The following is a 25,652-nucleotide window of genomic DNA, read 5'->3' on the forward strand; positions in this document are numbered from 1 at the left end:
GTAACCGTCGAAGTCTATTCCAAGGATCCAAATCTCTTCAGATCCCGCAAGCTTCGCCGCCCACGTTTCTCTTTCTTCTCATCTTCAATTGTCAAAGAACTGACCAGAAAAACCAGTCGAAATCACTTCCCGTAAGCCCAAGCACCTAAGCCCAGAACCTTCAATCAGCATCGCAGCCAATCCAGGAAACACTAGAGCGAAAGTCGTCGTCGCCAGCAGCGCCGCCGCCCTCGTTCAGTGAGTGGGCTTATAATCCCACCCAACGAACCAAGTCAACACACCAACTGTAAAAATTCTGACATTTTTGTAAGTGATTGATTTGAAAACGGATTTTGTGGATGGATGTGGGGAGAGGCAGCGTTTGCCCACAAGCGCTCCAAAAAATATTGTCCAAATGATCAAAATTTCGGTCGGCGCAACGGAAAGTCGATGTCCCAAGGCCGCTTCTCGTCTGGATTTGCCTCACAAGGGATCGAGGCCACGGTCACAGACGGCTGAGCAACCCCATTCCGCTCGCTCTATTGCCGACACGCAATTTTGAGATGCAAGCCTCAGAAAAACCGATATTTTATATGAGATTTCTGCTATATGTAAGAAAAACAGCATAGGAGGGAGGAAACAATGCACACAACAAGACCGGAAAGCATTATCGAAGTCAGCGTCGACAGCGCCAGCGGACGTCGTGCGCTGGGCATCATGAGCATGCGCCAGGCATTGAATCTGCCTGACCTGCTGCGATTCACCTATACGCATCCGGATCCTTCAAAAGCCGCTGCCGGCGTTGTCGTCAGCCGGGAAGAGCTCCAGACGTTTCTGACCTGCCACTGAGCTGCAGGCGAGGCGTACGGCACGGATCGTGCGGCAGCGCGAGGCTGTTTGGCGCCAGCGTTTCTCAGGCGGCCTTTCTTTCCGTGGCGGCAAGCGGCAGCAAGACGACAGCATTGAGCCCACCACCCTCGCGATCCTCCAGGCAGAGTGCGCCGCCATGCGCATCGAGAATTTGCCGGACGATGGCTAGGCCGAGACCGCTGCCGCCGAGATCGCGGTTGCGGGACTCTTCCAACCGCACGAAAGGCTCGAGCACTTCCTTGCGCCGCTCCGTCGGAATGCCGGGTCCGCGATCGCCGACGATGATGGCGCCTTGATCCCCGCGATGCTCGACACCGACCTCGGCACAGCCGCCGTAGCGCAGTGCATTGTCGATCAGATTATCCAATACCCGCACCAATGCCGTCTGAGGCATCGTCACGGCCAGGGGCTGCCCGAACGGGGAGAAGGCAACGAGGTCTGAAGCATCCTGGCGCTCGGCCACATGGGAACAAACGGCAACGTCGAGGTCGACGATAATCTTCCCGTCCGGCACGACGGTGCTGCGGGCAAAGCCAAGGGCATCCTCGACGAGGCGCTGCATGGCCTCCACATCGGCGATCGCCCGGTCGCGATGCGGCGTATCCGGCATCATCTCCATGCGCAGACGAAAGCGGGTGAGATAGGTTCTGAGATCATGCGAGATCGCCCCGATGATCAGGGTGCGGTTGTTGACCAGGGCAGCGATGCGCAGCTGCATGGCGTTGATGGCCCGGATCAGCATGCGAAGTTCGCAGGCGCCTCTCTCCGGAATATCGACCGGTTGCAGACCATTGCCGATGGAGTTGACAGTGCGGGACAGGCGCGTGAGAGGTCGGGTCTCCCGCGCTACGGCGGCGATCGCGATGACAGCGACCAGCATGCCAAGGACGCCGGCCATGAGGCCGACCGGAACCCCGCGCAACCGCACCGTCGGCGTATCGGGAAGCCTGAAGACGGCGACCTTGCCGCCGGCGACGCCGATCGACACTTCGACGATGCGGTCCGGCGCGCCGACGGAGAACCAGCCCTGTGGTCTTTCGGGAAGCGAGCGCATGTTGAAATAGCGATTGCCCAGAGCGATCGCTGCGAACTCACGCGCCAGCTTGTCGGTCAGGGTGAGATTGGACGCATCATCCTTTTGCCCGGGCAAGGGAGCATCGATCAGGCTAAGTGCCAGACCATTGGCATTCAGCGCACGGACGGCCAGCGGCTGCGTCTCGGGCGGGATGGCATCAAGAAGACGGATCGCCGACTTGACCTGCATTGCCGGCGAGATTTCGGGATCGAGCGACGTATTCGGCTTCAACTGGGCCGCGGCAAATGCCGCGAGCTGGATGACGAACAGCGCCACGGCAACGATCATGATGATGCGGGCGACGAGGCCGAGTTTCAGCATGGCTCAGACATCCTTCACTTCTGTCGTGAGGAGATAGCCGGCATTGCGCACGGTGGTGATGATATGGGCGCCATCGGGCAGGCAATGCCCGAGCTTGGTGCGAAGACGCGAGACCGTCACGTCGATGGTGCGGTCGAAAGGATCGGCGCCGCGGCCGCGCGTCCAGTCGAGCAACTGGTCACGCGATAATATGCGTCGCGGCCGCTCGAGAAAGCAGACGAGCAGATCGAATTCAGCCGTTGTCAGATGCACGATGCGTTCGCCCTCCATCTCGATCACCCGGCCATCGAGGTCGACGGTGAGGCCGGCGAAACTCTTGCGCCGGGCAGGAGCAGCGCCCTCCTCGGGACGCTCGGGCCCCGAGCGGCGAAGGATAGCGCGAATGCGCGCCAGGAGTTCGCGCGGATTGAAGGGTTTGCCGAGATAATCGTCGGCGCCCATCTCGAGGCCGAGGATGCGGTCGATATCTTCTGTTTTCGCCGTCAGCATGAGGATCGGCACCTGGCTGCGGGCGCGGATGCGGCGGCATGCGGACAGGCCATCCTCGCCCGGCAGCATCAGATCGAGAATGATGAGATCGGGAAAGCCCTTGGAGAGAATGCGGTCCATGGCGGCGGCGCTATCGGCAGCCTGCACGGCAAAACCCTCGCGGCTCAGGAACTCCTCGAGGAGCGCCCTAATCTCGCGGTCGTCCTCGACCAGAAGAAGCGATGCGGAAACCATGGCCCCTCCATGCGGGGCGAAAGGCGGTTTTGGCAACAGGGAAACAGTCGGCGTTACAAACTGTAACAAATTTCCGCTGTTTTGAAAAATCCCAGCAAAGGAAGCCGTGCAGTTTCCGAGCAAGGGCAATCCCTCCGGAGCGAACGGCGGCACCCTCTATGCCGCCTACCGACCCAACCGCCCGCTCCGGTCCGAGGCAGGGCTCGTATCCATGAAATGCGAGCCCTGCCGCTTTCCGACCTTGCCTGCTTTCCAGCAATGCGATTTGCGTCCCGGTCATCCTCGTGCGAAAGGATTGTCCTTCGCGGGCAGCAATGCCCGGTCATCGCAGTAGAGATCGTGAGGCAAACGGGTGAGCCAGCGGCATTCACCGCAAAGATCCGGCAAGACGGCGAAAGGCAGACAGGAACCCGACGGCAAGCGCGTGACCTTGCCGCGGGCGCTTTCCAAGCTCGGCTATTGTTCCCGCACCCAGGCCGAAACCCTGATTTCAGCCGGCCGCGTGACCGTGAACGGGAGAACAGTCACCGATCCGAGCACATGGGTCGATCTGGAGCGGTCGCAATTTGCGGTCGACGACATCGCAATATCTGCTGAAGAGAAACTCTACTTCATGCTGAACAAGCCGCGCGGGCTGGTGACAACCCGTGACGATCCCGAGGGCCGACCGACCGTCTATGACTGCCTGAGGGACATCGATGCACGGCATCTCGCTCCGGTCGGCCGGCTGGACAAGGCGAGCGAGGGGCTACTCCTCTTTACCAACGATACGGTCTTGGCGCAGGCGCTGCTCGATCCGGTCAGCCATGTCGGCAAGGTCTATCACGTCCAGGTCGACCGCATCATGGACCACGAGCAGTTCGAGCGCATGGAGCGCGGAATCATCGACGACGGTGAGCTTCTGACTGCCAGCATGGCCCGCCTGTTGCGCAGCGGGGATCGCAACAGCTGGATCGAAGTCGAACTCAAGGAGGGCCGCAACCGACAGATCCGCCGGATGCTGGAGGCGCTCGGCATCGAATGCCTGCGGTTGGTGCGTGTCGCTTTCGGCGATATTGCGCTCGGCGATTTGCCGAAAGGTGCGGTCCGGCCCCTGACGGAGGCCGAAATCCTTCGGCTGCGCCGGCGCGCGGACCTGAAAACAAACGGACAGAACGGATCGAAGGCGAAACGCGATGCAGCCTCATGATTTCTGGCAGGAGCTCCACCCGCCCAAAACTTTCTCGACGGCGGGCGAACGCCACGATTTCTATGTGGCGGAGCTCCCGGACGGGCGCCAGTTGCGCCTGCCGATCCGTGTCCTGGCTGATGGCAAGCACGCGCTGGCATCGCTGATCGTCAATCAGGCGAGTTTCGTCGTGCAGGAAGCGCTGGCCGAGGCGCTTGCGGCCAGGATTGCGGTCCACGATATCGATGTCGTCGCCGGATTGCCGACGCTGGGGCTGACGCTGGCGAGCGGGGTTGCGCGGGCGCTCGGCCATAGTCGTTACGTGCCGCTCGGGACCTCGCGCAAATTCTGGTACAGGGAAGAACTATCGGTTGCGCTTTCATCCATCACCACGCCAAACCAGGAGAAGCGTCTTTATATCGATCCACGCGTGTTGCCGCTGCTCGAAGGAAAGCGCGTGGCGCTGGTCGATGACGTCATATCGAGCGGAGCTTCGATCGTTTCCGGCCTGGCCCTCCTGACCGCATGCGGCATCGAACCCGTGGTGATCGGTGCGGCCATGCTGCAATCCGAGCGCTGGCGGGAGCGCGTCGATGCGGACGGCAGGCAATGGAGCGAGCGGATCGTCGGTGTTTTTTCGACACCGATCCTCGAACAGACGGAAAATGGCGGCTGGCATAGTCCCGGCTGACCGCCTTTTCCAGCAGGGCAGCCATGCCGGCGGCTCGAAGAATGCAACATTGCATATGAAAATCGTTCCGATTCCCGCCGCAATGCGCTAAGGGTCCGCTCAAGAAGCATCCGTCGGGCGGATGCATGAGCCTGCTGGTGGACGTGTTGCGAATTCTCTCCGAAGCCTATTTCCCGGAACTGCCCAATTACTATCGCGGCAAGGTACGCGAGAATTACGACCTGCCCGACGGCAGCCGCATCATCATCAGCACCGATCGCTTGAGCGCCTTCGACCGCATCCTCACCTGTATCCCTTACAAGGGCCAGGTACTCACCCAAACGGCGCGCTACTGGTTCGAGCAGACACGCGATATCTGCCTGAACCACGTCATCGACTATCCCGACCCGAATGTCGTCGTCGGCAAGCGGCTGAACATTCTGCCGGTCGAGGTCGTCGTGCGCGGTTATCTCGCCGGCACCACCGGCACCTCGATCCTGACGCTTTATAAGAAGGGTCAGCGCGAGATGTACGGCATCACGCTTCCGGACGGCATGCGTGACAACCAGATCCTGCCGGAGCCGATCATCACGCCGACGAGCAAGGAATTCGACGGCGGCCACGACGAACCATTGACGCCGACCCAGATCATCGAGCAAGGACTTCTGACCGAGGCACAATGGCGGACATTGTCGGACTATGCCCTGGCCCTGTTTGCGCGCGGTCAGGAAATCGCCCGCAAGCGGGGGCTCATCCTCGTCGATACCAAATATGAATTCGGCACTGACGAAAACGGCACGATCATCCTTGCCGATGAAATCCATACGCCAGACAGCAGCCGCTATTGGCTGGCCGACAGCTATCAGGACAGATTCGAAAAGAGCGTCCGCCCGGAAAGCTTCGACAAGGATTTCGTCCGGTCCTGGGTGACGGAACGCTGCGATCCCTACAAGGATGAGATCCCGGAGATCCCGCTGGAGCTCATCGAGCAGACGTCCAAGGTGTATATCCGTGCCTATGAAGCAATCACAGGTACGCCTTTCCTGGCCGACGACCGCAGTGCAACACCGCGCGACCGGGTTCGCGCAAGTCTCGCTCGCTATTTCCCATAGAGACGATCCGAGCGGTCTTTTAACGAGACCGGCCGGCCGAATAACCTTCCAATGGTTGCATCGGCTAACGATTCGTTAACATCCCGCACCCTTGAGTGGTGGGCGGAAGGGTATGTTTTTTGCAACACTTTAGATTTTTTTTACCGAAACCCTGCTATTTCGCCCGATCCCACATATGTTCGCCGACGAGAAATCGTAAAAGCCACTGTGCTATTGCAAAACTCATTGCTAGATTGACGCCGACCGCTTCGGGTCATTGTTTGTACTGCGTAAGGCTGGAGCGCCGAAACACTTAGGGTCATGTCGACCCCGTAAAACACTGATCATGTAAATTGAATTGTGGGACAATGTGATGGTTTCCATTCGTACTGCCGCCCCCGCCCTGCTGCTTATTCTGGCAGGTTGCGTCAGCGGCCCAGATCATAAGCCACCGGAAATGCCTCTCCCGGCCAAATTCTCGGAGGGCGGTACGAAGGTCAATGGCGATATCGCCGGTTCACAATGGTGGACCGCTTTCGGCGACTCCAGACTGAATGCCTTCGCCGCCCAGGGTCTTGCCCAAAACCTTAACATCCAGCAGTCGCTGGAAGCCATCAATCAGGCTGAAGCTGCGGTCGTCACCGCAGGTGCCGGCGGCCTGCCGAGCCTGACGGTTAGCGGCGACCACACGACCAGCGGCCAGAAGGGCTCGCTGCGCACCCAGACCGAAACGCAAAACAGCACAGGCGGTACTGCTTCGGTTTCGTGGCTGCTCGACCTCTGGGGCCAATATCGCCGCGCAAGGGAAGGCGCCAACGCATCGCTCGATGCCGCTTACTCCAGCGTCGACATCGCACGGCTTACTTATCTTCAGGATCTCGCCACCAGCTACGTCAACGCCCGTTACTATCAGGCACTTGTGGCGATCGCTCAGGAAAACCTGAAGTCCCGCCGCGATACGCTCTCATTGACGAAGTTCCAGCTCGAAGCCGGTGCGGCATCCCGCCTCGACGTCGTTCAAGCTGAGGGCCTTGTCAATTCGACGCTTTCGACCATTCCCGGTTTCGAGATCAGCTATCGCCAGGCCGTGCACCATATCGCCACGCTGCTGAACGTGCCTTCTTCGACGATCATTGCGCAGATGCAGGGCGGCGGCAAACAACCGGTCTTCCGTGGCAGCGTCCGCACCGGCGTTCCTGCCGATCTGATCCGCAATCGACCAGACATCCGTCGCGCAGAGCGTCAACTCGCTGCGGCCACAGCGGAGATCGGCGTGGCGGAAGCCAAACTGCTGCCGTCGATCACGCTCAGCGGCGCGATCTCGCCGTCCTATATTCATACTTCGGCCAGAAGCGGCGGCCTGACCAGCTGGTCGTTCGGCCCGTCTCTGAACCTACCGATCTTCGACGGTGGCGCACTGCGTGCCGGCGTCAAGAGTGCAGAATCAGCGAGCCGCGAACAGTACATCGTCTGGCAGCAGACGGTGAGGAGTGCCATCGAGGATGTCGAAAACAACCTCTCGGCGGTCACCCGCGATGCCCAGACGGTCGCTGCTCTGCACGCGCAGGTGAAATCCTATCAGGAAGCCCTGCAGCTCTCGACCGCGAGCTACAAGGACGGTGCGTCTTCGCTGCTCGACGTTCTCGACGCGCAGCGCAACGTGACGGCAGCCCAGCAGAGCCTGGCGCAGGCCGTTCAGACGAGCGCCAACGACTACATCCTGCTGAACGTCAACATCGGCGCGGGCTATGTACCGGCCGGCAAGACGACCGTGGCTGAAGCGCCGGCCAAGATCGTCAAGGTCTCGGCCAAGAAGGCCAACTGAGGACATCGCCCCGTATAACGGGCGTTTCGCTTAAATCTTCAAAACCGCCGCAGTCACTTGCGGCGGTTTTTCGTTGGCGGAAACACAGCCGAAATTGAAAATGGCGCGCCCCGCTTTCGCAAAGCACGCCATCACCATGAAAAACAAAAAGGCCGGAGCAAACCGGCCTTTCGTCATCCGCCCTCACAACAGTGCCAGTACATCCGTGGTCAAAGGGAAAGCGGAACTGCAGCCAGATTGATCGTGAAAGGTTAACGATACGTCAACTTCACTTCCGCGATCGAAGAAGGATAAAAACTGCTCGCTTTGAAGCGCGCCGGTCATCCATCGGCTGCATGACTGTAGCCTATGTCGGAATGCAACACGGCGATTTCAAGGTCGCGGCAATCATTCTTCCAGCCATGTCATGAGAGATACGCACTCCGGCGACAGTAACGCGCCGAACAGTAAGCCGCGCAGGCCTCGAACGCTTTATCCACAGTCGTTCAAGCTCCATTCATGCAAACACTTTTAAAACACATGCTGAGATTGAAGGCGCGCCGCGAAATCTATCAGATTCCGTGCATGCGCAGGCCTTTATCTTGCCGAAATTGGGAAGTCATACCGAATGGGCGCCGGGGTAGGCGTATCAGATGCCGAACAAGCACCGCACGGCGATTCGCGGCGACGGTGTGCAAAGGGAGAGTATTCATGAGGTTCAAGGTTCTTGCCGCGAGCATGCTGGCCGCACTCGTTGCGTTGCCGGCCATCGCGGAGGCAGCGGAAGGCTTTGCCACCGCAAATGTCAACATGCGGTCAGGCCCGAGCACCGCTTATCCGGCAGTGACCATGATCCCTGTCGGCGTGCCGCTGCGGATCAATGGCTGCCTCAACGAGACGCCCTGGTGCGACGTCTCGTTCTACGGTGGTCGCGGATGGGTCGCCGGCCGCTATATTCAGGCGACCTACCAGTCGCGTCGTATCTATGTCGATCCGCAATATTATCGCCCACTCGGTATTCCGACCGTGGTCTTCAACTTCGATGACTATTGGGGTCGTTATTATCGCGGCCGCGACTTCTACCGTGATCGCGATCGCTGGCGGCGCGGTCCCGGTTGGGTCGATCGTCGCCCGGATCGCAGTCCGGGATGGGACGGTGGATCAAACTGGAATGACGGACAGGATCGCAATTGGGACCGCCGTCCCGATCGCAATCGCGACTGGAACAGCGGATCGGACTGGAATGACGGACAGGATCAGAACTGGGATCGCCGCCCCGACCGTAATCGCGACGGCAATCGGGACTGGGGCCGCCAGCAGCCGGACAACAACCAGGATTTTGGCAGCCGGCCGGATCGCCGGCGCGACAATAACCGCCCCGACAACCAGCCGCGCCCCGAACCGCAGCAGCGACAGCCTCAAGCTCAACCGCAGCCCCAGCCCCAGCCGCAGCCGCAGCCGCAGAATAATCCGCGGCCGAATGCCGGTGCCCCGGGTCCTTATAGCCCTGACCATACGGATCCCTGCCCGGCGTCGGAACCGAACTGCCGCATGTCGGTAAGAGGTTCAAACCGCTGACGGCGTTTTGCGAGACCTAGACAACAAAAGGCCGGCGACCCTAAAAGTCGCCGGCCTTTTTGATGCCATGCATAGCAGCTTGAGAAGCTGCCCCGTCTTTATGGCCCGGTGGCGACAGCACAATAGGAAATCCCGCGGAATTGATCCGCTTTCAGGTAACGTGCCTATTGCCGCACTACCGCCAGGGCGCAGTTTCGAGCGATCGACGATCCGGCAGCGCGGAGGCGCTTCAATGGGTTTTCAGATGCGCTTCCCGCATTGCCGAGATGAACATCTCACGAGCTTCTTCGACGGATTTGCGGCCATCGATCGCTGCCCGGCAAACGCTTCTGGCCGCCACATACAGCGGACCGCGGCGGTCCGGCCAAAGATTGGCCATGCAATTCAATGCCTCGGATGGGCCTGTCACAGTCTGGGAACTACCTTGAACGAAACCGATCTCGATCGGATTGCTCCATTTGATGTGTCGCATGAATACTCCTCCTCACGCGCTACCAACTGCTTGGAACCGCCCTCCAAGACGGTCACATGACAATACTATAACTCTGATCAGATCATTCGAAAATACGCAACATTGCGAAGACCATTCGAAGTTTCGAAGCATTCGACCGGTTTCAATCGGCCGGCCGCTGAGACCCGCGAGACGAATTTCTGCAATAGCTTTTTGGGAAGTGCGGACATCCGCTGGATGCCGTTGCGAGCTGGCGTGCAACCTATTTCTCGCGGGCGATACGCTTTGCCTCGTCGGGCGAGAAGCCGGCCCGGCGGGCGAGCCGCTCCAGTCCGAATATCCGATCGATCTGGTCGACCAACCACAATTCAAAACGCTTCCACATTGGCGCAGCCTCCTCCGCCGCAAACCGTTCGCTCGCAGCAGCCCACGATGAACATCGCGCCCGGCCCGCCAAGACTGTTCAACGAAACAGCGGCGGCCTCTGCGCATTCGAGAGCAATTCCTGCTTTGTCGCGAAGTCGCCAAACAGCTTTTTCAGCCGGACTTCCTCGTCCTTGCAAATCCGGTGGCGCCGGGCAAAATCCTCGACACTCCACACCTCCCGCAGCCTGCTCTCGCCAGCTTTCTCTATCTTGATCAATGAACTCATAGGCTCGCCCTCTCGTTTTTATGGGACGATAATGCCCGGGACGGCGAAAAGTTCCCTGCGCGCCCCCGTTCTGGATGGGCGAAAGCCGCTATCGCGAGGGCCGGAAATGTTCTTAATCCCTCCTTAAATCGCCGCATTTACAGTTCAGGCGGGATTTAATGTCTTCGCGAGGGGTTCGTGAACGAACGGCCGGCAGCGCTCCTGTCCGGAGCATCGGGATCATTCTTCCAAGATGATAGCCGGCAGACGGGCGATCGCGCGTCCTGAAGGGCATGTGCTGCCGTTGTGATCAGTTCGGCAGCAGACATCGGAACACTGAAGCATCGAGGTACGACCGGCCCGCAATGGCAGATAAGAAAAAATCACGCCAGAGGATAGATCCATCCTTTTCCAGCGGCCGGGAACGCATCGATGACGGATTCAGCGCTGGCGAACGCATCGTTGGCGGCAGACGCTCGTCCCGATATGAAGAGCCGGAGTACGACGAAGACGAGGATGAGGATGAGCCGGTGGTCGAAAAGCCCCGCCGCTCGCGCAGCCGCCGCAAGCCCGCCCGACGTCCACCGCGCCGCGGTTTTTTCGGGTTCATCCGCACAACGATCTATTGGGGACTGGTGCTTTGCCTCTGGGCCGGCATCGGTCTTGCTGGCCTTGTCGCCTACTACGGGTCGCGCATGCCGAGCGCCAGCACCTGGGCCATTCCCGAGCGGCCGCCGAACGTAAAGATCGCCGGCCTCGACGGAAGCCTGATTGCCAACCGCGGCACGACCGGCGGCGAAGCCTTGGCGCTCAGCGACATGTCGCCCTACATACCCGAAGCAATCGTCGCCATCGAGGATCGGCGCTTCTATTCCCATTTCGGCTTCGATCCGATCGGTCTAGGCCGCGCCTTCGTGACCAACGTCCTGACGGGACACGCCGTCCAGGGCGGCTCGACGCTGACGCAGCAACTCGCCAAGAACCTGTTCCTGTCGCCGGATCGCACACTGGAACGCAAGGTGCAGGAAGTGCTGCTTGCGCTGTGGCTGGAGCATAAATACACCAAGGACCAGATCCTGACGATGTATCTGAACCGCGTCTATTTCGGCTCGAATGCCTATGGCGTCGAGGCGGCCTCGCGGCGTTACTTCAACAAATCGGCCCGTGACGTGAACCTCGGCGAGGCCGCCATGTTGGCCGGCCTTGTCAAGGCGCCGTCGCGGCTGTCGCCCGCCCGTGATCCCGCCGCCGCGGAGGCTCGAGCCCAGCTGGTGCTGCAGGCCATGCAGGATCAGGGCTTCATCAGCGAGGCCGACATCAAGACCGCGATGTCGCAGCCGCCGACACGCTCGAAGAGCTACTGGAGCGGCGCGGAAAACTACGTCGCTGACATGGTCATGGATCAGCTTCCGAAGCTGATCGGCAGCGACATCAAGGATGACCTGATCGTCGACACCACCCTTGACATGTCGCTCGAGGAGAAGGCCGAAAAGGCGCTGAATGACGTGCTCGCCAAGGATGGCAAGAAGCTCAACGCATCCCAGGCCTCGCTTGTGTCCGTCGATGCGACGGGCGCCATCCGCGCGCTGGTCGGCGGTCGCGACTATGCACAGAGCCAGTTCAATCGCGCCGTCACCGCCAAGCGCCAGCCGGGCTCGGCCTTCAAGCCCTTCGTCTATACCGCGGCATTGGAAATGGGGCTAACGCCCAATTCGATCCGCAACGACGCGCCGATCAAGATCGGCAACTGGGCACCGGAGAATTACGAGCAGCGCTACAGCGGCCCCGTGACGCTTGCCACCGCGGTGGCGCAGTCGCTGAACACGGTTGCCGCGCAGCTCGTCGCCGAGGTCGGGGCGGACCAAGTGATCAAGGTGGCCCACAGGCTCGGCATCGAATCCGACCTGCAAGCCAACGCCTCCATCGCGCTCGGCACGTCGGAGGTATCGCTGCTGGAACTGACCTCCGCTTACGCCGCCTTCATGAACGGCGGCTTCAAGGCGACACCCTACGTCGTGACCAAGGTCACGACCGCAGGCGGCAAGGTTCTCTACCAGGCCAATGTCGCCAATCCGCCACGCGTGATGAACCCGGATATCGTCGCCAACATGAACGCCATGATGGCCGGCGTCATCGCATATGGAACCGGCAAGTCGGCCCGCATTCCCGGCTGGCAGGCCGCCGGCAAGTCCGGAACGACGCAATCCTTCCGCGATGCGCTGTTCGTCGGATTTACCAGCCATCTGACCACCGGCGTCTGGTTCGGCAACGACGACGGCAAGTCGATGCGCAAGGTCACGGGCGGCGGGTTGCCGGCCAGGGCATGGAAGGATTTCATGATCGCCGCGCACAAGGGCTTGACACCGGCACCGATCTTCGGTGGCGGCCAGATCATCGACAATGGCTTGCCCGTGGCGCAATCGGCGCCGAATGCCGACCAGCCCACGACGATCGGCAATATCATTTCCGGCACGTCCGGCGGCGGGCAGGCGATTCAGCAGCCGACGCTGCAACAGCGGCCGTCGCAGCAGCCGATCCAGCCGCAGATCGTCAACCAGACCGTTGCCAACGACGACCCGCAGGATCTGCCGCCGGCCAATCTGACCGACGACACCAACCCTTACAGCTCGAACACCTACGACACCGGCGACATCCCCCCTGCCGATGTGGGCGATACCAGCCCCCACACGGCGACGGTGCGACCGCATCGTTCCTCGCTTCTCGACGTCATTCTGGGCCAATAAAAACGTAATTTTCAGCCTTGCCGCTTGCATGGCCGCGGCAAGGCTGATCTGATATAGGATTGCATGAAATCCACAGGCCCGCGGACGGCCCCGGCATGTGGAATTTGGGCGACAAACCATTCGTTTTGCTGGATTCCAGGTCATTTCCTGCCTTGCAGTCAGTAAAACCGCTACTTATATACGCCGCATCACCGCAGTCATGGCTGCGCAATCCTCAAGACCATCCCGTAAGGGGCTGTCAATGGAATGCCTGGCAGGGGTTCCGATAGCTTGCTTCAAGGAGAGAATGACATGGCAAAAGTAATTGGTATCGACCTTGGAACGACAAATTCCTGCGTCGCCGTCATGGACGGTAAAGACGCCAAAGTGATCGAAAATGCCGAAGGCGCCCGCACCACCCCGTCGATGGTCGCCTTCTCCGATGATGGCGAACGCCTCGTCGGCCAGCCGGCCAAGCGCCAGGCTGTGACAAACCCCACGAACACCCTCTTCGCGGTGAAGCGCCTGATCGGCCGCCGCTACGAAGATCCGACCGTCGAGAAGGACAAGCACCTTGTTCCTTTCACGATCGTCAAGGGCGACAATGGCGACGCTTGGGTCGAAGCCAACGGCAAGGGCTATTCGCCTGCACAGATTTCCGCAATGATCCTTCAGAAGATGAAGGAAACCGCGGAATCCTATCTCGGCGAGAAGGTCGAAAAGGCTGTCATCACCGTTCCCGCATACTTCAACGACGCGCAGCGTCAGGCAACCAAGGATGCCGGCAAGATTGCCGGTCTTGAAGTCCTGCGCATCATCAACGAGCCGACCGCTGCAGCACTCGCCTACGGTCTCGACAAGAAGGACGGCAAGACCATCGCCGTTTACGACCTTGGCGGCGGCACCTTCGATATCTCCATCCTGGAAATCGGCGACGGCGTCTTCGAAGTGAAGTCGACCAACGGCGACACCTTCCTCGGCGGTGAAGACTTCGACATGCGTCTCGTCGAATATCTCGTTGCCGAGTTCAAGAAGGACAACGGCATCGACCTCAAGGGCGACAAGCTCGCGCTGCAGCGCCTCAAGGAAGCTGCCGAAAAGGCGAAGATCGAACTGTCCTCCGCGCAGCAGACCGAAATCAACCTGCCCTTCATCACGGCTGACGCCACCGGCCCGAAGCACCTGACGCTGAAGCTGACGCGCGCCAAGCTGGAAAGCCTGGTCGACGACCTCGTGCAGCGCACCATCGCGCCCTGCAAGGCCGCCCTCAAGGATGCCGGCGTTACCGCTGCCGAAATCGACGAAGTCGTTCTCGTCGGCGGCATGAGCCGCATGCCGAAGGTACAGGAAGTCGTCAAGCAGCTGTTCGGCAAGGAACCGCACAAGGGCGTCAACCCGGATGAAGTCGTCGCTCTCGGCGCCGCGATCCAGGCCGGCGTTCTGCAGGGCGACGTCAAGGACGTTCTGCTGCTCGACGTGACCCCGCTGTCGCTCGGCATCGAAACGCTGGGTGGCGTCTTCACCCGTCTGATCGAACGCAACACCACGATCCCGACGAAGAAGTCTCAGACCTTCTCCACCGCTGACGACAATCAATCGGCCGTGACCATCCGCGTCTCGCAGGGCGAGCGCGAAATGGCTGCCGACAACAAGCTGCTCGGCCAGTTCGACCTCGTCGGCCTGCCGCCCGCTCCGCGCGGCGTGCCGCAGATCGAAGTCACCTTCGACATCGACGCCAACGGCATCGTCCAGGTTTCGGCCAAGGACAAGGGCACCGGCAAGGAACAGCAGATCCGCATCCAGGCTTCCGGCGGTCTTTCCGACGCCGACATCGAGAAGATGGTCAAGGATGCCGAAGCCCACGCTGCCGAAGACAAGAAGCGTCGCGAAGGCGTCGAAGCCAAGAACCAGGCCGAAAGCCTGATCCACTCCAGCGAAAAGTCGCTGAAGGATTATGGCGACAAGGTCAGCGAAGCCGATCGCAATGCGATCTCCGACGCTATCGCAGCGCTGAAGGCGGCGACCGAAGCTTCCGAGCCGGACGCCGAAGATATCAAGGCCAAGACCCAGACGCTCATGGAAGTTTCCATGAAACTCGGCCAGGCGATCTATGAGGCCCAGCAGGCGGAAGCCCCTTCGGCTGATGCCTCGGCAGCCGGCAAGGACGACGTTGTCGATGCCGACTACGAGGAAATCAAGGACGAAGACGACCGCAAGCGGTCAGCATAAGCGCGAACCGAAAGGTTCTCGAGGAGCTACTGCGCCGCGCGTCCTTTTGGACGCGCAAAGGGCGCAGCGGAATTTAAAGTGGCGCATAAGCCTTTCCTTAAACCCTATCAATTTAAGGGGTTGTGCGCATGATCCGGCTGCCTTCGGGCAGCCGGAAATCCATTTCCGGGGTCTAATCCTTAATGGCAAAAGCGGATTTTTACGAGACATTGGGCGTCTCAAAGACGGCGGACGAGAAAGAGCTGAAGAGCGCCTTTCGCAAGCTGGCGATGCAATTTCATCCGGACAAGAACCCGGACGACAGCAGCGCCGAGCGGAAGTTCAAGGAAATCAACGAAGCCTACGAAACGCTCAAGGATCCGCAGAAGCGCGCGGCCTATGATCGCTATGGCCACGCGGCTTTCGAGCACGGCGGCATGGGCGGCGGAGGCGGTTTTGGTGCCGGCTTTGGCGGCGGTGGTTTCTCCGATATTTTCGAGGATATTTTCGGCGAGATGATGGGTGGCGGCCGCGCACGCGGACGTTCCTCCGGCGGTCGCGAGCGCGGCGCCGATCTTCGCTACAATATGGAAATCTCGCTCGAGGAAGCCTTCGTCGGCAAGACGGCGCAGATCCGCGTGCCGACCTCGCTCACCTGCGACGTCTGTTCCGGCTCCGGTGCCAAGCCCGGCACGCAGCCGAAGACCTGCGGCACCTGCCAGGGCTCCGGCCGGGTGCGCGCCGCACAGGGCTTCTTCTCCGTCGAACGCACCTGCCCGACCTGCCATGGCCGCGGCCAGATCATTCCCGATCCCTGCACCAAGTGTCATGGCCAGGGCCGCGTGACCGAAGAGCGTTCGCTCTCCGTCAACATTCCGGCCGGCATCGAGGACGGCACGCGTATCCGCCTGCAGGGCGAAGGCGAAGCGGGTCTTCGTGGCGGGCCTGCGGGCGACCTCTACATCTTCCTTTCCGTCAAGCCGCATGAGTTCTTCCAGCGCGACGGCGCCGACCTTTATTGCGCGGTGCCCATCTCGATGACGACGGCCGCGCTTGGCGGCACCTTCGATGTGGCGACGCTCGACGGCACGAAATCGCGCGTCACCGTTCCCGAGGGCACGCAGGTCGGCAAGCAGTTTCGCTTGAAGGCCAAGGGCATGCCAGTGCTGCGCTCGAGCCAGGTCGGCGATCTCTATATCCAGATCCAGATCGAGACGCCGCAGAAACTGACCAAGCGCCAGCGCGAACTCCTACAGGAATTCGAGCAGATCTCGTCAAAGGACAACAATCCCGAATCGACGGGCTTCTTTGCCCGCATGAAGGATTTCTTCGATACCTTCAGCGATTGAGCAGCGAATCAAATCGCTTCCCATAAAACCGGCCGGTGATTCGGCCGGTTTTTTCGTTTGCGGCCGAATCACCAGCCCTAGTGGCTCGAGACGGCCCTACGGGCCTCCTCACCATGAGGGCTGATGTGCACGGCAAAATCCTTGCGCTCGGGCGATGTTCGGCATACCCCTCGGCCACCGACTAAGAATCTGAAAGACCGATGCCGCACAAGGTTTTCATCTCGCGCCTGAAGCTTACCGACTTCCGCAATTATGCGGCGGCCGCACTTGCGCTTGACGAGCGGCATGTGGTGCTGACCGGTGACAACGGCGCCGGCAAGACCAATCTCATGGAGGCGGTTTCTCTTCTCTCGCCCGGGCGTGGCCTGCGGCGTGCAGCCTATGCGGATATCACTCGCGTCCGTGCGCTGGGTGGATTTTCGATCTTTGCCGAACTCGAAGGCATCGAGGGCTCAGTCGAGATCGGCACCGGCATCGACGCGACAGACGAGGCGGCGACCCGCAAATTGCGAATCAACGGCACGGCGGCCAAGACCGTGGACGAGTTGACCGATCATCTACGCGTTCTCTGGTTGACGCCGGCCATGGACGGCCTCTTCACTGGCGGCTCTTCCGAACGCCGCCGCTTCCTCGACCGGCTGGTGCTGTCGCTCGATCCCGCCCATGGCCGTCGTGCCAGCGATTTCGAGCGCGCGATGCGCAGCCGCAACAAGCTGCTGTCCGAGGGCCGGTTCGATCCTTCCTGGCTTGCCGGCATCGAGGAGCAGATGGCGAGCCTCGGCATCGCCATGGCGATCGCGCGGCAGGAGATGCTCGGCCTTCTTTCGCGGCTGATCGCCGAAACGCGCGAGGCAACGCCATTTCCCTCGGCGGCTCTTGAACTTTCCGGCTTCCTCGACGGGCAATTCGACCGGCCGGCCGTCGATCTCGAGGATCATTACGCCGCCCTGCTGCGCGAGGGACGCTACCGCGATGCGGCGGCCGGGCGAACGCTGGATGGGCCGCACCGAGCCGACCTGCTGGTGCGCCATCGCGAAAAAGACATGGAGGCGGAACGCTGCTCGACCGGCGAGCAGAAGGCCCTGCTTGTCGGCCTGATCCTCGCCCATGCGCGCCTCGTCGGCAATCTGACCGGGCACGCGCCGATCCTGCTGCTTGACGAGATTGCCGCGCATCTCGACGAGGGCCGGCGCGCCGCACTGTTCGATCTCATTGATGGGCTCGGCGGACAGGCGTTCATGACCGGCACGGACAAGGCGATGTTTTCAGCGCTCGGCGAACGCGCGCAGTTCTTTACCGTAGCGCATGGCGGCATTACAAAATCCTAGCACCTTAAAACCGCCGATCATGATAGAATTGCCGCCATGGATCCTTTAACCTCAGACGAAATCGCCCGTTATCAGCGCCATATCCTGCTGCCCGAAATCGGTGGCGCCGGCCAGCAGAAATTGAAGGCCGCGCGTGTCCTGGTGATCGGCGCGGGCGGGCTCGGTGCGCCTGTATTGCAATATCTTGCGGCCGCCGGCGTCGGTACGCTCGGCATTACCGACGACGACCGCGTCTCGCTGTCCAACCTGCAGCGGCAGGTGATTCATGACACCGGCACCATCGGCGAATTGAAGACGCAAAGTGCGGCTGACGCCATCGCAAGGCTCAACCCGCATGTGCGGACCGTCCGTTTCGAGGAGCGTTTCTCCGCCGACACGGCTGCGCGGCATCTCGCCGGTTTCGATCTCGTCATCGACGGCTCCGACAATTTCGACACGCGCTATGCCGCAGCCGACGCGACTGAAGCCGCCCACCTGCCGCTCGTGACCGGCGCAGTCGGGCGATTCGACGGGTCCGTGACGACGTTGAAGCCCTATGAGAACGGCACCGACGGCGCGCCCAATCCGCGCTATCGCGATCTCTTCCCGGCACCGCCGCCGGAAGGCCTAATTCCAAGCTGCGCCGAGGCCGGCATCATCGGTGCACTGACCGGCGTCATCGGCACGCTGATGGCGATGGAGGCGATCAAGCTCATGACCGGCATCGGCGAACCGCTGATCGGCCGACTGCTGCTCTACGATGCGCTCACGGCGCGCTTCGAGACCATTCGTTATCGCCGCAAACGCAGCAAGGTGGCAGCGGAATGAGCGATATTACGATTCAACGGCTGAATGGCAGCTTCGACCGCTGGGACGCATTGCTCGACCTCATCCTTGCCTCTTTCGCCTATATGAACGGACGGATCGACCCACCCTCATCTGCGCTTGCGCTGACGCCGCAGTCCCTCAGGGAAAAAGCTCGCAACGAGATCGCCTATGTCGCGCTTGATGGAGATAAGATAGCCGGCTGTGTATTTTGTCGCGTCGAGCCGGATAGCCTCTATATCGGCAAGTTGGCCGTATTGCCGACCGCGCAACGCAAGGGGATCTGCAAGCGTCTGCTGACATATGCGGAGGCTGACGCGCGCGAGCGAGGTCTCGCCGTCCTGCGGCTGGAAACGCGCATCGAACTTACCGAAAACCATGCAACCTTCGCCGCATTGGGCTTCGCCAAAACCGCCGAGAATCGCCATCCGGGCTTCGATCGCACGACGTCGATCGAGATGCAGAAATTCCTACCGTAGCGATTCGCGCCTTCGGCCCTCACGCCTCCCGCGGCGGGATGCGCGTGATGCGGGCGCCGAGCGCGTTCAGCCGCTCCTCAATGCGCTCATAGCCGCGCTCGATCTGCTGCGCGTTGTTGATGATGCTCGTGCCTTCGGCGCACATCGCCGCGATCAGCATGGCCATGCCGGCGCGGATGTCGGGACTTTCGAGCTGGGCGGCGCGCAGCTTCGACGGGCCGGCGACGATGGCGCGATGCGGGTCGCACAAAACGATTCGCGCGCCCATGGCGATCAGCTTGTCGACAAAGAACATCCGGCTTTCGAACATCTTCTCGAACATCAGAACGACACCGTCGCATTGCGTTGCGGTGACGATGGCGATCGACATGGTGTCGGCCGGGAAAGCCGGCCACGGCTGGTCCTCGATCTTCGGAATATGGCCGCCGAAATCGGACTGGATCTTCATCTCCTGCCCGGAGGGAATAATCAGATCGTCGCGCTCGATACGGCAGCGGATGCCGAGGCGCTCGAAGGTCATCAAGGTGGAGCGCAGATGCTCGACACCCGCCTTGCGGATGGTGATTTCCGAGCCGGTGACGGCGGCAAGGCCGATCAGCGACCCCACCTCGTTATGGTCAGGCCCGATCCGGTGCGTGACGGCACCCAGCGGCTGGCCGCCGTGGATCGTCATCATGTTGGTGCCGATCCCTTCGATGCGGGCGCCCATGGCGATGAGAAAGCGCGCCAGATCCTGCACATGCGGCTCGGAGGCGCAGTTGCGCAGGATCGTCGTGCCTTCGGCTGACACCGCAGCGCAGAGCGCGTTTTCCGTCGCCGTCACCGAGGGTTCGTCGAGGAAGACATCGGCGCCGCGCAGCCGTTCGGCGCGAAAACTATAGACGTGGTTGACGCTGATCTCGGTGCCGAGCTGTTCCAGCGCCAGGAAATGCGTGTCGACACGCCGGCGACCGATGACGTCGCCGCCGGGCGGCGGCAAGGTGATCTCGCCGCAACGCGCCAACATCGGGCCGGCAAGCAGGATGGAGGCGCGGATGCGGGCGCAGAGATCCGGATCGAGATTGGCGGGGCGCAGTTCGCGTGCCTCGATTTCGAGCTCGTTGCGCCCGAGCCAGCGCACCTTCGCACCGACCGACTGGATCAACTCCACGAGCGCCTCGACGTCGCGGATGCGCGGCACGTTGCTGAGCTCGACGCGCTGATCGGTCAGCAGCGATGCAGCGATGATCGGCAGCGCGGCATTCTTGTTGCCGCTCGGCTCGATCTCACCCGACAGCTTAAAGCCGCCTTCGACGACATATTGGATCCGCTCATGCGGTAGCGCCCGTGCCATTTCTCTTCTGCCCTTCCTGCTTCGTACCTGCGGTCATCTCTGGGTCGCCTTTATGACATGGGCGTGACCGGCCCCGAGGCGGATGCATTGATTTTGGATGTGAATGACAACTTGCGCGCTGGGCAAAACCGGGCCGGCTCAAAGCGCCACCCGCCGAGCGAAAACGTATCAGCGAAACGGCAGCACGCGATTGGGCGGACGATGTCCGTCGATGAAGGCGCGGATGTTGATGATGACCTTGTCGCCCATGTCGATGCGGCCTTCCAATGTGGCCGAACTCATATGCGGCAGGATAACCACCTTGCCCTCATTGGCGAGCTTCACCAGCTTCGGACTGACGGCCGGCTCGTTCTCGAACACGTCGAGGCCGGCGCCGGCGATCCTGCCTTCGCGCAGGATCTTGATCAGCGCCGTCTCGTCGATCACATCGCCGCGCGCCGTGTTGACGATATAACTCGTCGGCTGCAGCAGCGCCAAACGGCGCGCCGAGATCAGATGGAAGGTCGCGGGCGTGGAGGGGCAATTGACCGAAACGATATCGACGCGGGCAAGCATCTGGTCGAGGCTGTCCCAATAGGTGGCCTCGAGCTCGTCTTCCGTCGCCGGATTGACCCTCTTGCGGTTGTGATAGTGGATGGACAGGCCGAATGCCTTGGCGCGGCGGGCAACGGCGGTGCCGATGCGCCCCATGCCGACGATGCCGATGCGCTTGCCGTGAATGCGGCGGCCGAGCATCCAGGTCGGCGACCATCCCGCCCATTCGCCGGGGTTGTCGGTCAGTATCCGCGCACCTTCGGCGAGGCGGCGCGGCACGGCAAGAATGAGCGCCATCGTCATGTCGGCGGTATCCTCGGTCAGCACGTTCGGCGTGTTGGTGACCGTGATGCCAAGGCGGGCAGCGGCTTCGACGTCGATATGGTCAGTGCCGTTGGAGAAGCTGGCGATCAGCTTCATCTGCGGCCCGGCCTCTTCGATCAGCGCGGCGTCGATACGATCGGTGACCGTGGGCACCAGCACATCCACGGTCCGAACCGCCGCGGCAAGCTCCGCCGGCGTGCGCGGCCGGTCGTCGATATTCAGTTCGGCGTCGAACAGTTCGCGCATCCGCGTCTCCACCGCATCCGGCAGTTTGCGCGTGACGTAAACCTTCGGTTTTTTCTTCGTCGTCATGGAGAGCGGCGATGCCTTGTTCAGATGTTCTTAACCAAGAAGCGGGATAATTTTCCCGTTCCGGGCATTTCTACCAGACCCGCAGGCGAAGACAAACAAAACTCGCTGGCGCGATCCAGGGATTTGCCGCTGACCGGAGCCAAAAGGCGACCCGACGGCGCCTTGATCATGATGAACGAACGGAAATCCCATGCGTGGCAGAGTATTGAAGTCCTGCGCCATTTTCGCGATCGGCCTGATGATGGCCGGTGCCGCCGCCGATCTTGCCGTGGCGCAGGCCGCCAAGGGGCCGAGCGGATTGCCGTTGCCGAGGTTCGTCACGCTGAAATCGAAGCGGGTCAACCTGCGCATCGGTCCGAGTGCGGATTATGCCGTCTCATGGCTCTATCTCAAGCAGGGATTGCCGGTCGAGATCATCCAGGAATACGATAATTGGCGGCGCGTACGCGATTCCGACGGCACCGAGGGCTGGGTCAACCAGTCGCTGCTGTCGGGCCAGCGCTCGGCGCTCGCAGCCCCATGGATGAAGGGCAAGGGCAAGGCCGTCTTCGTCAACATGCGCCGCGACGCCCAGCCATCCGCCAGCGTCATCGCCAAGCTCCAACCCGGCGTGATGATGAGCGTTCGCGAATGCACCGGCGACTGGTGCATGGTCACCGCCGATGGCACGGAGGGCTGGGTTGCACAGTCCGAGATCTGGGGCGCCTATCCCGGCGAAGCCTTCAAGTAGAGAATTCCACAAAGCTCCGCGACATCAGCAACCGCGCAACTTTTCCGGCGCAATGATATATCCGGCATCGGAACGGGAGAGTGGCGGCCTTGGGTTATATGCTAGGCGTTTTCGGCGTTGCCATCGTTGTGTTCGCCTCGACCAATGTGGATGACATTTTCGTTCTTCTCGGCTTCTTTGCCGATCCGAAATTCCGGGCGAAGCAGGTCGTCATCGGCCAGTATCTCGGCATTGCCGTTCTCTATGCTGTCAGCGTTGTCGCCTCGTTCCTCGTGCTCGTCATTCCCGCCACCTATATCGGCCTACTCGGTTTCGCGCCGATCTTTTTCGGCCTCAGGAGATTATGGGAGCTCTGGAACGGCGTCGAAACAGGCGACAATCCGGAGGACCACGAGAAGGCTTCAGCGGGGCATAGCAATATCGTCGCCGTCACCCTGGTGACGATCGCCAATGGCGGCGACAACATCAGCATCTATACGCCGCTCTTTGCCACCCGCTCCGCCTATGAGATCCTGGCCATCGGCTGCATCTTCGCGATCCTGGCGGCGGCTTGGCTCGGCGCTGCCCATTCTCTGGTGAACCATCCGACGCTTGGCGCACCGATCAGACGCCACGGGCACAGGATCGTGCCGTTCGTCCTAATCGCCCTCGGCATCCTCATCCTCTATGAAGCGGGGACTGTAGGGCTCTTCCGAGGATAGGCACCCGGCCGGCCTTATAGGAAAAGCCGCCCGCAGCGGTCTGCTGAAGGCGGCTTCGACTATCTGAGAAAACGAAAAAGCTTTAGACAACGAGCCCCATCAAAGGAGCCCGAATTCCTTGGCGGCTTCCGACAGCGATCGCATCGGCCGCGGACCGATCTGCTCGATGACGATAGCTGCGGCGAGGTTGCCGAGCTTGCCGCAATCTTCGAGCGTACGGCCCTGCGTATAGCCGAACAGGAAACCGGCGGCGAAGAGATCACCGGCCCCGGTCGTATCGACGCGCTCCTCGATCGGATGGGCATCGACCACATAACGTTCGGTGCCGCGCACGATGACGGCGCCGTCCTTGCCTGTCGTGACAGCTGCGATCTTGCAATCGGCTGAAATCAGCGTCAGCGCCGTGTCGAAATCCTCGGTCTCGTAAAGCGACAAAGCCTCATCGCGATTGGCGAAGACGATATCGACCGTGCCCGAACGCATCAGGTCCAAGAATTCGCCGCGATAGCGGCCGACACAGAAACTGTCGGACAAGGTCATCGACATTTCGCGGCCATTGGCGTGGGCGATGCGGGCGCATTCGCGAATCGCTTCCTTGGCGCGCGGCGGATCCCAGAGATAGCCTTCGAAATAGGTGACCTTGGCGTCGGCGACGACATCTTCCTCGACGTCTTCCGGGCCGAGCTCCACGCAGGCGCCGAGATAGGTGTTCATGGAGCGCTCGCCGTCCTCGGTGACGAAGATCATCGAACGGGCGGTCGGCGGGAAGGTGCCTTTCGCCTTGGTCTCATAATGCACGCCCTGGGCGCGGATATCGTGAGCGAAGATCTCTCCGAGCTGATCCTCGGCGACCTTGCCGAAATAAGCGGCCCTGCCGCCGAAATTCGCCACACCCGCGGCCGTATTGCCGGCGCTGCCGCCGGACGCCTCAAGCGCCGGGCCCATGCGGGAATAGAGGAGTTCCGCGCGCTCGGCATCGATGAGATTCATCGCGGCCTTGGTGATTTTGTTGTCGATCAGGAACTGATCGTTACAGCGGGCGATAATGTCGACGATGGCATTGCCAACGGTCAGTACATCGAAGCGAGTCATCAATAGGAGGGTCCCGGTATAGGTGATAGCCGGTATCCGGTATTATCGGTTTTTCCGAAGTTTGGAAGAAAAATCGGCACCGGGACAGTTAACTTAATTCCCATCAGTCATTCGACTGTCACTTTCCATGTGTAAATCCTTAACAAGCGGCTGGGATCGGAAGCTCACAAGGCCTCCAAGCCAGCCTGGGAAGGTATGATACCTTCCTCCTCCCCGGTACGCGGGCCGACCACGGATGAACTGGCGGCATGTGCACCGGGAGGACCGTCCGGCGGGACCGGATCGGCAAAAGCGGGTTTGATCCCGCTTTTTTGCTTTTGCGGCTTCTCACGATGAGCCAAGCTGCTACAACTTCCGGGTCAAATCCCTCGAGCTCACCCTTCACGGCCCTCGCCCGGCATGTCCGAAATCTTTACCGACGTCCTTCCGGTTTTCCTGCTGATTCTCGTCGGCTGGGTGATCGTGCGCACCGGCCTCTTGAAGGCCGAGGTCGGCGAGGCGATGAGCGAGTTCGTGTTCAAGATCGCCGTGCCGCTGCTGCTGTTCCAGACCATTGCGGAGGCGAATTTTCGCGGCGCCTCGCCGTTTCGATTGTGGATCGCCTATTTCTCTGGCGTTGCCATCACCTGGACTGCCGGCCATCTGGTGGCGACGCGGCTGTTCGGGCGGGATGCGCGCATCGGCGTACTGGCCGGCGTGTCCTCCGCCTTCGCCAACACGATCTTCATCGGCCTGCCGCTGGTGGGACGCACGGTCGGGCCAGACGGCATCATGGCGATGTCGATCCTGATTGCCGTGCATCTGCCGACGATGATGATCGCCGGCACGCTGCTGATGGAGCAGGCCGAACGCAAGGAAAACGGCAGCGCCGGCCGCAGCATATGGAAGCTCCTCCGGCAGGTCGGCAGGAACCTTGTCCGCAATCCGCTGGTCATCGGGCTTCTCTGCGGCCTCGTCGTGCATATCGTCGGCATTCCCTTGCCGGCGACGCTTAGCACCGTCGTCGACAGCATCGCCAATATTGCCGGCCCGGCGGCGCTGATCTCGCTCGGCATGGCGCTGCGCCAATACGGGCTATCAGGCAATCTCGGCATCACCAGCGTCATGGCGGCTTTCAAGCTTTTCCTGCTGCCGGCCTGCGTGCTGGCGGCCGGCCACCTCCTCGGTCTCAGCCCGGAATGGCGGGCCGCACTCGTGCTGACGGCCGCAGTTCCAACAGGTGTGAACGCCTGGCTGATTGCCAATCGCTTCGGCGTCGGTCACAGTCTCGCAGCCTCGACGATTACGCTGACGACCGCGCTCGGCGCATTTTCGGTGTCGCTCTGGGCCTATATTCTCGGCTAGGCCGGCCCCAAGCCGCCAATGGCCGGGACG

General features: G+C 61.2%; 24 protein-coding genes. 15 read left to right on the plus strand and 9 right to left on the minus strand.

The window, feature by feature from the left end; translation table 11 throughout:
- The first annotated feature begins 621 nt into the window (after positions 1-621).
- A complete protein-coding gene (locus GA0061101_RS29395; RefSeq protein ID WP_092576463.1) occupies positions 622-828 on the plus strand; it encodes a hypothetical protein in 207 nt (68 codons plus the stop codon).
- 64 nt (positions 829-892) lie between these two features.
- Here the strand turns inward: GA0061101_RS29395 and GA0061101_RS29400 are convergent, their stop codons facing one another.
- Entirely contained in the window at positions 893-2,245 is a 1,353-nt protein-coding gene (locus tag GA0061101_RS29400) for an ATP-binding protein (protein ID WP_092576465.1), read from the minus strand.
- A gap of 3 nt (positions 2,246-2,248) precedes the next feature.
- On the minus strand, positions 2,249-2,968 hold the full coding sequence (locus GA0061101_RS29405; protein ID WP_037199224.1) for a response regulator: 720 nt from the start codon (positions 2,966-2,968) through the stop codon (positions 2,249-2,251).
- A gap of 352 nt (positions 2,969-3,320) precedes the next feature.
- Here GA0061101_RS29405 and GA0061101_RS29410 point away from each other — a divergent pair, with 352 nt between their 5' ends.
- From GA0061101_RS29410 to GA0061101_RS29425, 4 genes are all read left to right on the plus strand, one after another.
- Positions 3,321-4,157 (plus strand): pseudouridine synthase, encoded by an 837-nt coding sequence (locus GA0061101_RS29410; RefSeq protein WP_047561102.1) that lies wholly within the window; start codon positions 3,321-3,323, stop codon positions 4,155-4,157.
- The gene (locus tag GA0061101_RS29415; protein ID WP_092576467.1) at positions 4,144-4,827 is read left to right on the plus strand and encodes a phosphoribosyltransferase; all 684 of its coding nucleotides are present in this window, start codon (positions 4,144-4,146) and stop codon (positions 4,825-4,827) included. Before GA0061101_RS29410 ends, GA0061101_RS29415 begins: the two co-directional genes overlap by 14 nt.
- Positions 4,828-4,973: 146 nt before the next feature.
- Entirely contained in the window at positions 4,974-5,918 is a 945-nt protein-coding gene (locus GA0061101_RS29420; protein WP_092576545.1) for a phosphoribosylaminoimidazolesuccinocarboxamide synthase, read from the plus strand.
- Positions 5,919-6,270: 352 nt separating this feature from the next.
- Positions 6,271-7,722, plus strand: coding sequence for an efflux transporter outer membrane subunit (locus tag GA0061101_RS29425; RefSeq protein ID WP_092576470.1), 1,452 nt, complete (start codon positions 6,271-6,273; stop codon positions 7,720-7,722).
- A 30-nt stretch (positions 7,723-7,752) separates the two neighbouring features.
- Here the strand turns inward: GA0061101_RS29425 and GA0061101_RS39575 are convergent, their stop codons facing one another.
- Positions 7,753-7,899: a hypothetical protein gene (locus tag GA0061101_RS39575; RefSeq protein WP_156143674.1), complete on the minus strand. Its 147-nt coding sequence runs from the start codon at positions 7,897-7,899 to the stop codon at positions 7,753-7,755.
- A 513-nt stretch (positions 7,900-8,412) separates the two neighbouring features.
- Between GA0061101_RS39575 and GA0061101_RS29430 the strand changes: the two genes are divergently transcribed.
- The gene (locus GA0061101_RS29430) at positions 8,413-9,279 is read left to right on the plus strand and encodes an SH3 domain-containing protein (protein ID WP_092576472.1); all 867 of its coding nucleotides are present in this window, start codon (positions 8,413-8,415) and stop codon (positions 9,277-9,279) included.
- A gap of 229 nt (positions 9,280-9,508) precedes the next feature.
- Here GA0061101_RS29430 and GA0061101_RS29435 read toward each other — a convergent pair whose 3' ends face one another.
- The 3 genes from GA0061101_RS29435 to GA0061101_RS29440 all read right to left on the minus strand — a co-directional run bounded on the left by GA0061101_RS29435 (position 9,509) and on the right by GA0061101_RS29440 (position 10,382).
- Entirely contained in the window at positions 9,509-9,751 is a 243-nt protein-coding gene (locus GA0061101_RS29435) for a DUF982 domain-containing protein (protein WP_037199233.1), read from the minus strand.
- Between the two features lie 241 nt (positions 9,752-9,992).
- Positions 9,993-10,115: a hypothetical protein gene (locus GA0061101_RS40805; protein ID WP_280518115.1), complete on the minus strand. Its 123-nt coding sequence runs from the start codon at positions 10,113-10,115 to the stop codon at positions 9,993-9,995.
- A gap of 78 nt (positions 10,116-10,193) precedes the next feature.
- Entirely contained in the window at positions 10,194-10,382 is a 189-nt protein-coding gene (locus GA0061101_RS29440; protein WP_037199234.1) for a hypothetical protein, read from the minus strand.
- Between the two features lie 344 nt (positions 10,383-10,726).
- Here GA0061101_RS29440 and GA0061101_RS29445 point away from each other — a divergent pair, with 344 nt between their 5' ends.
- From GA0061101_RS29445 to GA0061101_RS29470, 6 genes are all read left to right on the plus strand, one after another.
- Positions 10,727-13,105, plus strand: a complete 2,379-nt coding sequence (locus GA0061101_RS29445) for a transglycosylase domain-containing protein (RefSeq protein WP_047561108.1) — start codon at positions 10,727-10,729, stop codon at positions 13,103-13,105.
- A 291-nt stretch (positions 13,106-13,396) separates the two neighbouring features.
- The gene (gene dnaK, locus GA0061101_RS29450; RefSeq protein ID WP_037199239.1) at positions 13,397-15,313 is read left to right on the plus strand and encodes a molecular chaperone DnaK; all 1,917 of its coding nucleotides are present in this window, start codon (positions 13,397-13,399) and stop codon (positions 15,311-15,313) included.
- A gap of 182 nt (positions 15,314-15,495) precedes the next feature.
- A complete protein-coding gene (gene dnaJ, locus GA0061101_RS29455) occupies positions 15,496-16,641 on the plus strand; it encodes a molecular chaperone DnaJ (protein WP_037199240.1) in 1,146 nt (381 codons plus the stop codon).
- A 200-nt stretch (positions 16,642-16,841) separates the two neighbouring features.
- Entirely contained in the window at positions 16,842-17,969 is a 1,128-nt protein-coding gene (recF, locus tag GA0061101_RS29460) for a DNA replication/repair protein RecF (RefSeq protein ID WP_092576475.1), read from the plus strand.
- 36 nt (positions 17,970-18,005) lie between these two features.
- A complete protein-coding gene (locus GA0061101_RS29465) occupies positions 18,006-18,776 on the plus strand; it encodes a molybdopterin-synthase adenylyltransferase MoeB (protein WP_037199243.1) in 771 nt (256 codons plus the stop codon).
- 5 nt (positions 18,777-18,781) lie between these two features.
- Positions 18,782-19,252 carry a GNAT family N-acetyltransferase gene (locus tag GA0061101_RS29470; protein WP_208865044.1) on the plus strand — a complete coding sequence of 157 codons (471 nt, stop codon included), beginning with the start codon at positions 18,782-18,784 and terminating at the stop codon, positions 19,250-19,252.
- Between the two features lie 19 nt (positions 19,253-19,271).
- On the opposite strand, the gene murA is transcribed toward GA0061101_RS29470, so the two are convergent.
- Positions 19,272-20,585, minus strand: a complete 1,314-nt coding sequence (murA, locus tag GA0061101_RS29475; RefSeq protein ID WP_092576481.1) for a UDP-N-acetylglucosamine 1-carboxyvinyltransferase — start codon at positions 20,583-20,585, stop codon at positions 19,272-19,274.
- Between the two features lie 168 nt (positions 20,586-20,753).
- A complete protein-coding gene (locus GA0061101_RS29480; RefSeq protein WP_092576484.1) occupies positions 20,754-21,755 on the minus strand; it encodes a 2-hydroxyacid dehydrogenase in 1,002 nt (333 codons plus the stop codon).
- A 190-nt stretch (positions 21,756-21,945) separates the two neighbouring features.
- On the opposite strand from GA0061101_RS29480, the gene GA0061101_RS29485 reads away from it, so the two are divergent.
- Positions 21,946-22,485, plus strand: coding sequence for an SH3 domain-containing protein (locus GA0061101_RS29485; RefSeq protein ID WP_037199250.1), 540 nt, complete (start codon positions 21,946-21,948; stop codon positions 22,483-22,485).
- Positions 22,486-22,583: 98 nt separating this feature from the next.
- Entirely contained in the window at positions 22,584-23,186 is a 603-nt protein-coding gene (locus tag GA0061101_RS29490; RefSeq protein ID WP_092576486.1) for a cadmium resistance transporter, read from the plus strand.
- A gap of 99 nt (positions 23,187-23,285) precedes the next feature.
- Here the strand turns inward: GA0061101_RS29490 and GA0061101_RS29495 are convergent, their stop codons facing one another.
- On the minus strand, positions 23,286-24,278 hold the full coding sequence (locus GA0061101_RS29495) for an adenosine kinase (RefSeq protein ID WP_037199252.1): 993 nt from the start codon (positions 24,276-24,278) through the stop codon (positions 23,286-23,288).
- 399 nt (positions 24,279-24,677) lie between these two features.
- On the opposite strand from GA0061101_RS29495, the gene GA0061101_RS29500 reads away from it, so the two are divergent.
- Positions 24,678-25,622 carry an AEC family transporter gene (locus tag GA0061101_RS29500; RefSeq protein ID WP_092576490.1) on the plus strand — a complete coding sequence of 315 codons (945 nt, stop codon included), beginning with the start codon at positions 24,678-24,680 and terminating at the stop codon, positions 25,620-25,622.
- Positions 25,623-25,652 lie beyond the last annotated feature (30 nt).

It is taken from the genome of Martinezella lusitana (assembly GCF_900094565.1).
GTDB classification, from domain to species: Bacteria; Pseudomonadota; Alphaproteobacteria; order Rhizobiales; family Rhizobiaceae; genus Rhizobium; species Rhizobium lusitanum.

Coding starts and splice junctions, on each gene's coding strand:
- GA0061101_RS29425 (WP_092576470.1), top strand. CDS start 6,271: ATGGTTTCCATTCGTACTGCCGCCCCCGCCCTGCTGCTTATTCTGGCA.
- GA0061101_RS29415 (WP_092576467.1), top strand. CDS start 4,144: ATGCAGCCTCATGATTTCTGGCAGGAGCTCCACCCGCCCAAAACTTTC.
- GA0061101_RS40805 (WP_280518115.1), bottom strand. CDS start 10,115: ATGTGGAAGCGTTTTGAATTGTGGTTGGTCGACCAGATCGATCGGATA.
- GA0061101_RS29430 (WP_092576472.1), top strand. CDS start 8,413: ATGAGGTTCAAGGTTCTTGCCGCGAGCATGCTGGCCGCACTCGTTGCG.
- murA (WP_092576481.1), bottom strand. CDS start 20,585: ATGGCACGGGCGCTACCGCATGAGCGGATCCAATATGTCGTCGAAGGC.
- GA0061101_RS29480 (WP_092576484.1), bottom strand. CDS start 21,755: ATGACGACGAAGAAAAAACCGAAGGTTTACGTCACGCGCAAACTGCCG.
- recF (WP_092576475.1), top strand. CDS start 16,842: ATGCCGCACAAGGTTTTCATCTCGCGCCTGAAGCTTACCGACTTCCGC.
- GA0061101_RS29395 (WP_092576463.1), top strand. CDS start 622: ATGCACACAACAAGACCGGAAAGCATTATCGAAGTCAGCGTCGACAGC.
- GA0061101_RS29500 (WP_092576490.1), top strand. CDS start 24,678: ATGTCCGAAATCTTTACCGACGTCCTTCCGGTTTTCCTGCTGATTCTC.
- GA0061101_RS39575 (WP_156143674.1), bottom strand. CDS start 7,899: ATGACGAAAGGCCGGTTTGCTCCGGCCTTTTTGTTTTTCATGGTGATG.
- GA0061101_RS29485 (WP_037199250.1), top strand. CDS start 21,946: ATGCGTGGCAGAGTATTGAAGTCCTGCGCCATTTTCGCGATCGGCCTG.
- dnaJ (WP_037199240.1), top strand. CDS start 15,496: ATGGCAAAAGCGGATTTTTACGAGACATTGGGCGTCTCAAAGACGGCG.
- GA0061101_RS29495 (WP_037199252.1), bottom strand. CDS start 24,278: ATGACTCGCTTCGATGTACTGACCGTTGGCAATGCCATCGTCGACATT.
- GA0061101_RS29490 (WP_092576486.1), top strand. CDS start 22,584: ATGCTAGGCGTTTTCGGCGTTGCCATCGTTGTGTTCGCCTCGACCAAT.
- GA0061101_RS29435 (WP_037199233.1), bottom strand. CDS start 9,751: ATGCGACACATCAAATGGAGCAATCCGATCGAGATCGGTTTCGTTCAA.
- GA0061101_RS29440 (WP_037199234.1), bottom strand. CDS start 10,382: ATGAGTTCATTGATCAAGATAGAGAAAGCTGGCGAGAGCAGGCTGCGG.
- GA0061101_RS29445 (WP_047561108.1), top strand. CDS start 10,727: ATGGCAGATAAGAAAAAATCACGCCAGAGGATAGATCCATCCTTTTCC.
- dnaK (WP_037199239.1), top strand. CDS start 13,397: ATGGCAAAAGTAATTGGTATCGACCTTGGAACGACAAATTCCTGCGTC.
- GA0061101_RS29405 (WP_037199224.1), bottom strand. CDS start 2,968: ATGGTTTCCGCATCGCTTCTTCTGGTCGAGGACGACCGCGAGATTAGG.
- GA0061101_RS29400 (WP_092576465.1), bottom strand. CDS start 2,245: ATGCTGAAACTCGGCCTCGTCGCCCGCATCATCATGATCGTTGCCGTG.
- GA0061101_RS29465 (WP_037199243.1), top strand. CDS start 18,006: ATGGATCCTTTAACCTCAGACGAAATCGCCCGTTATCAGCGCCATATC.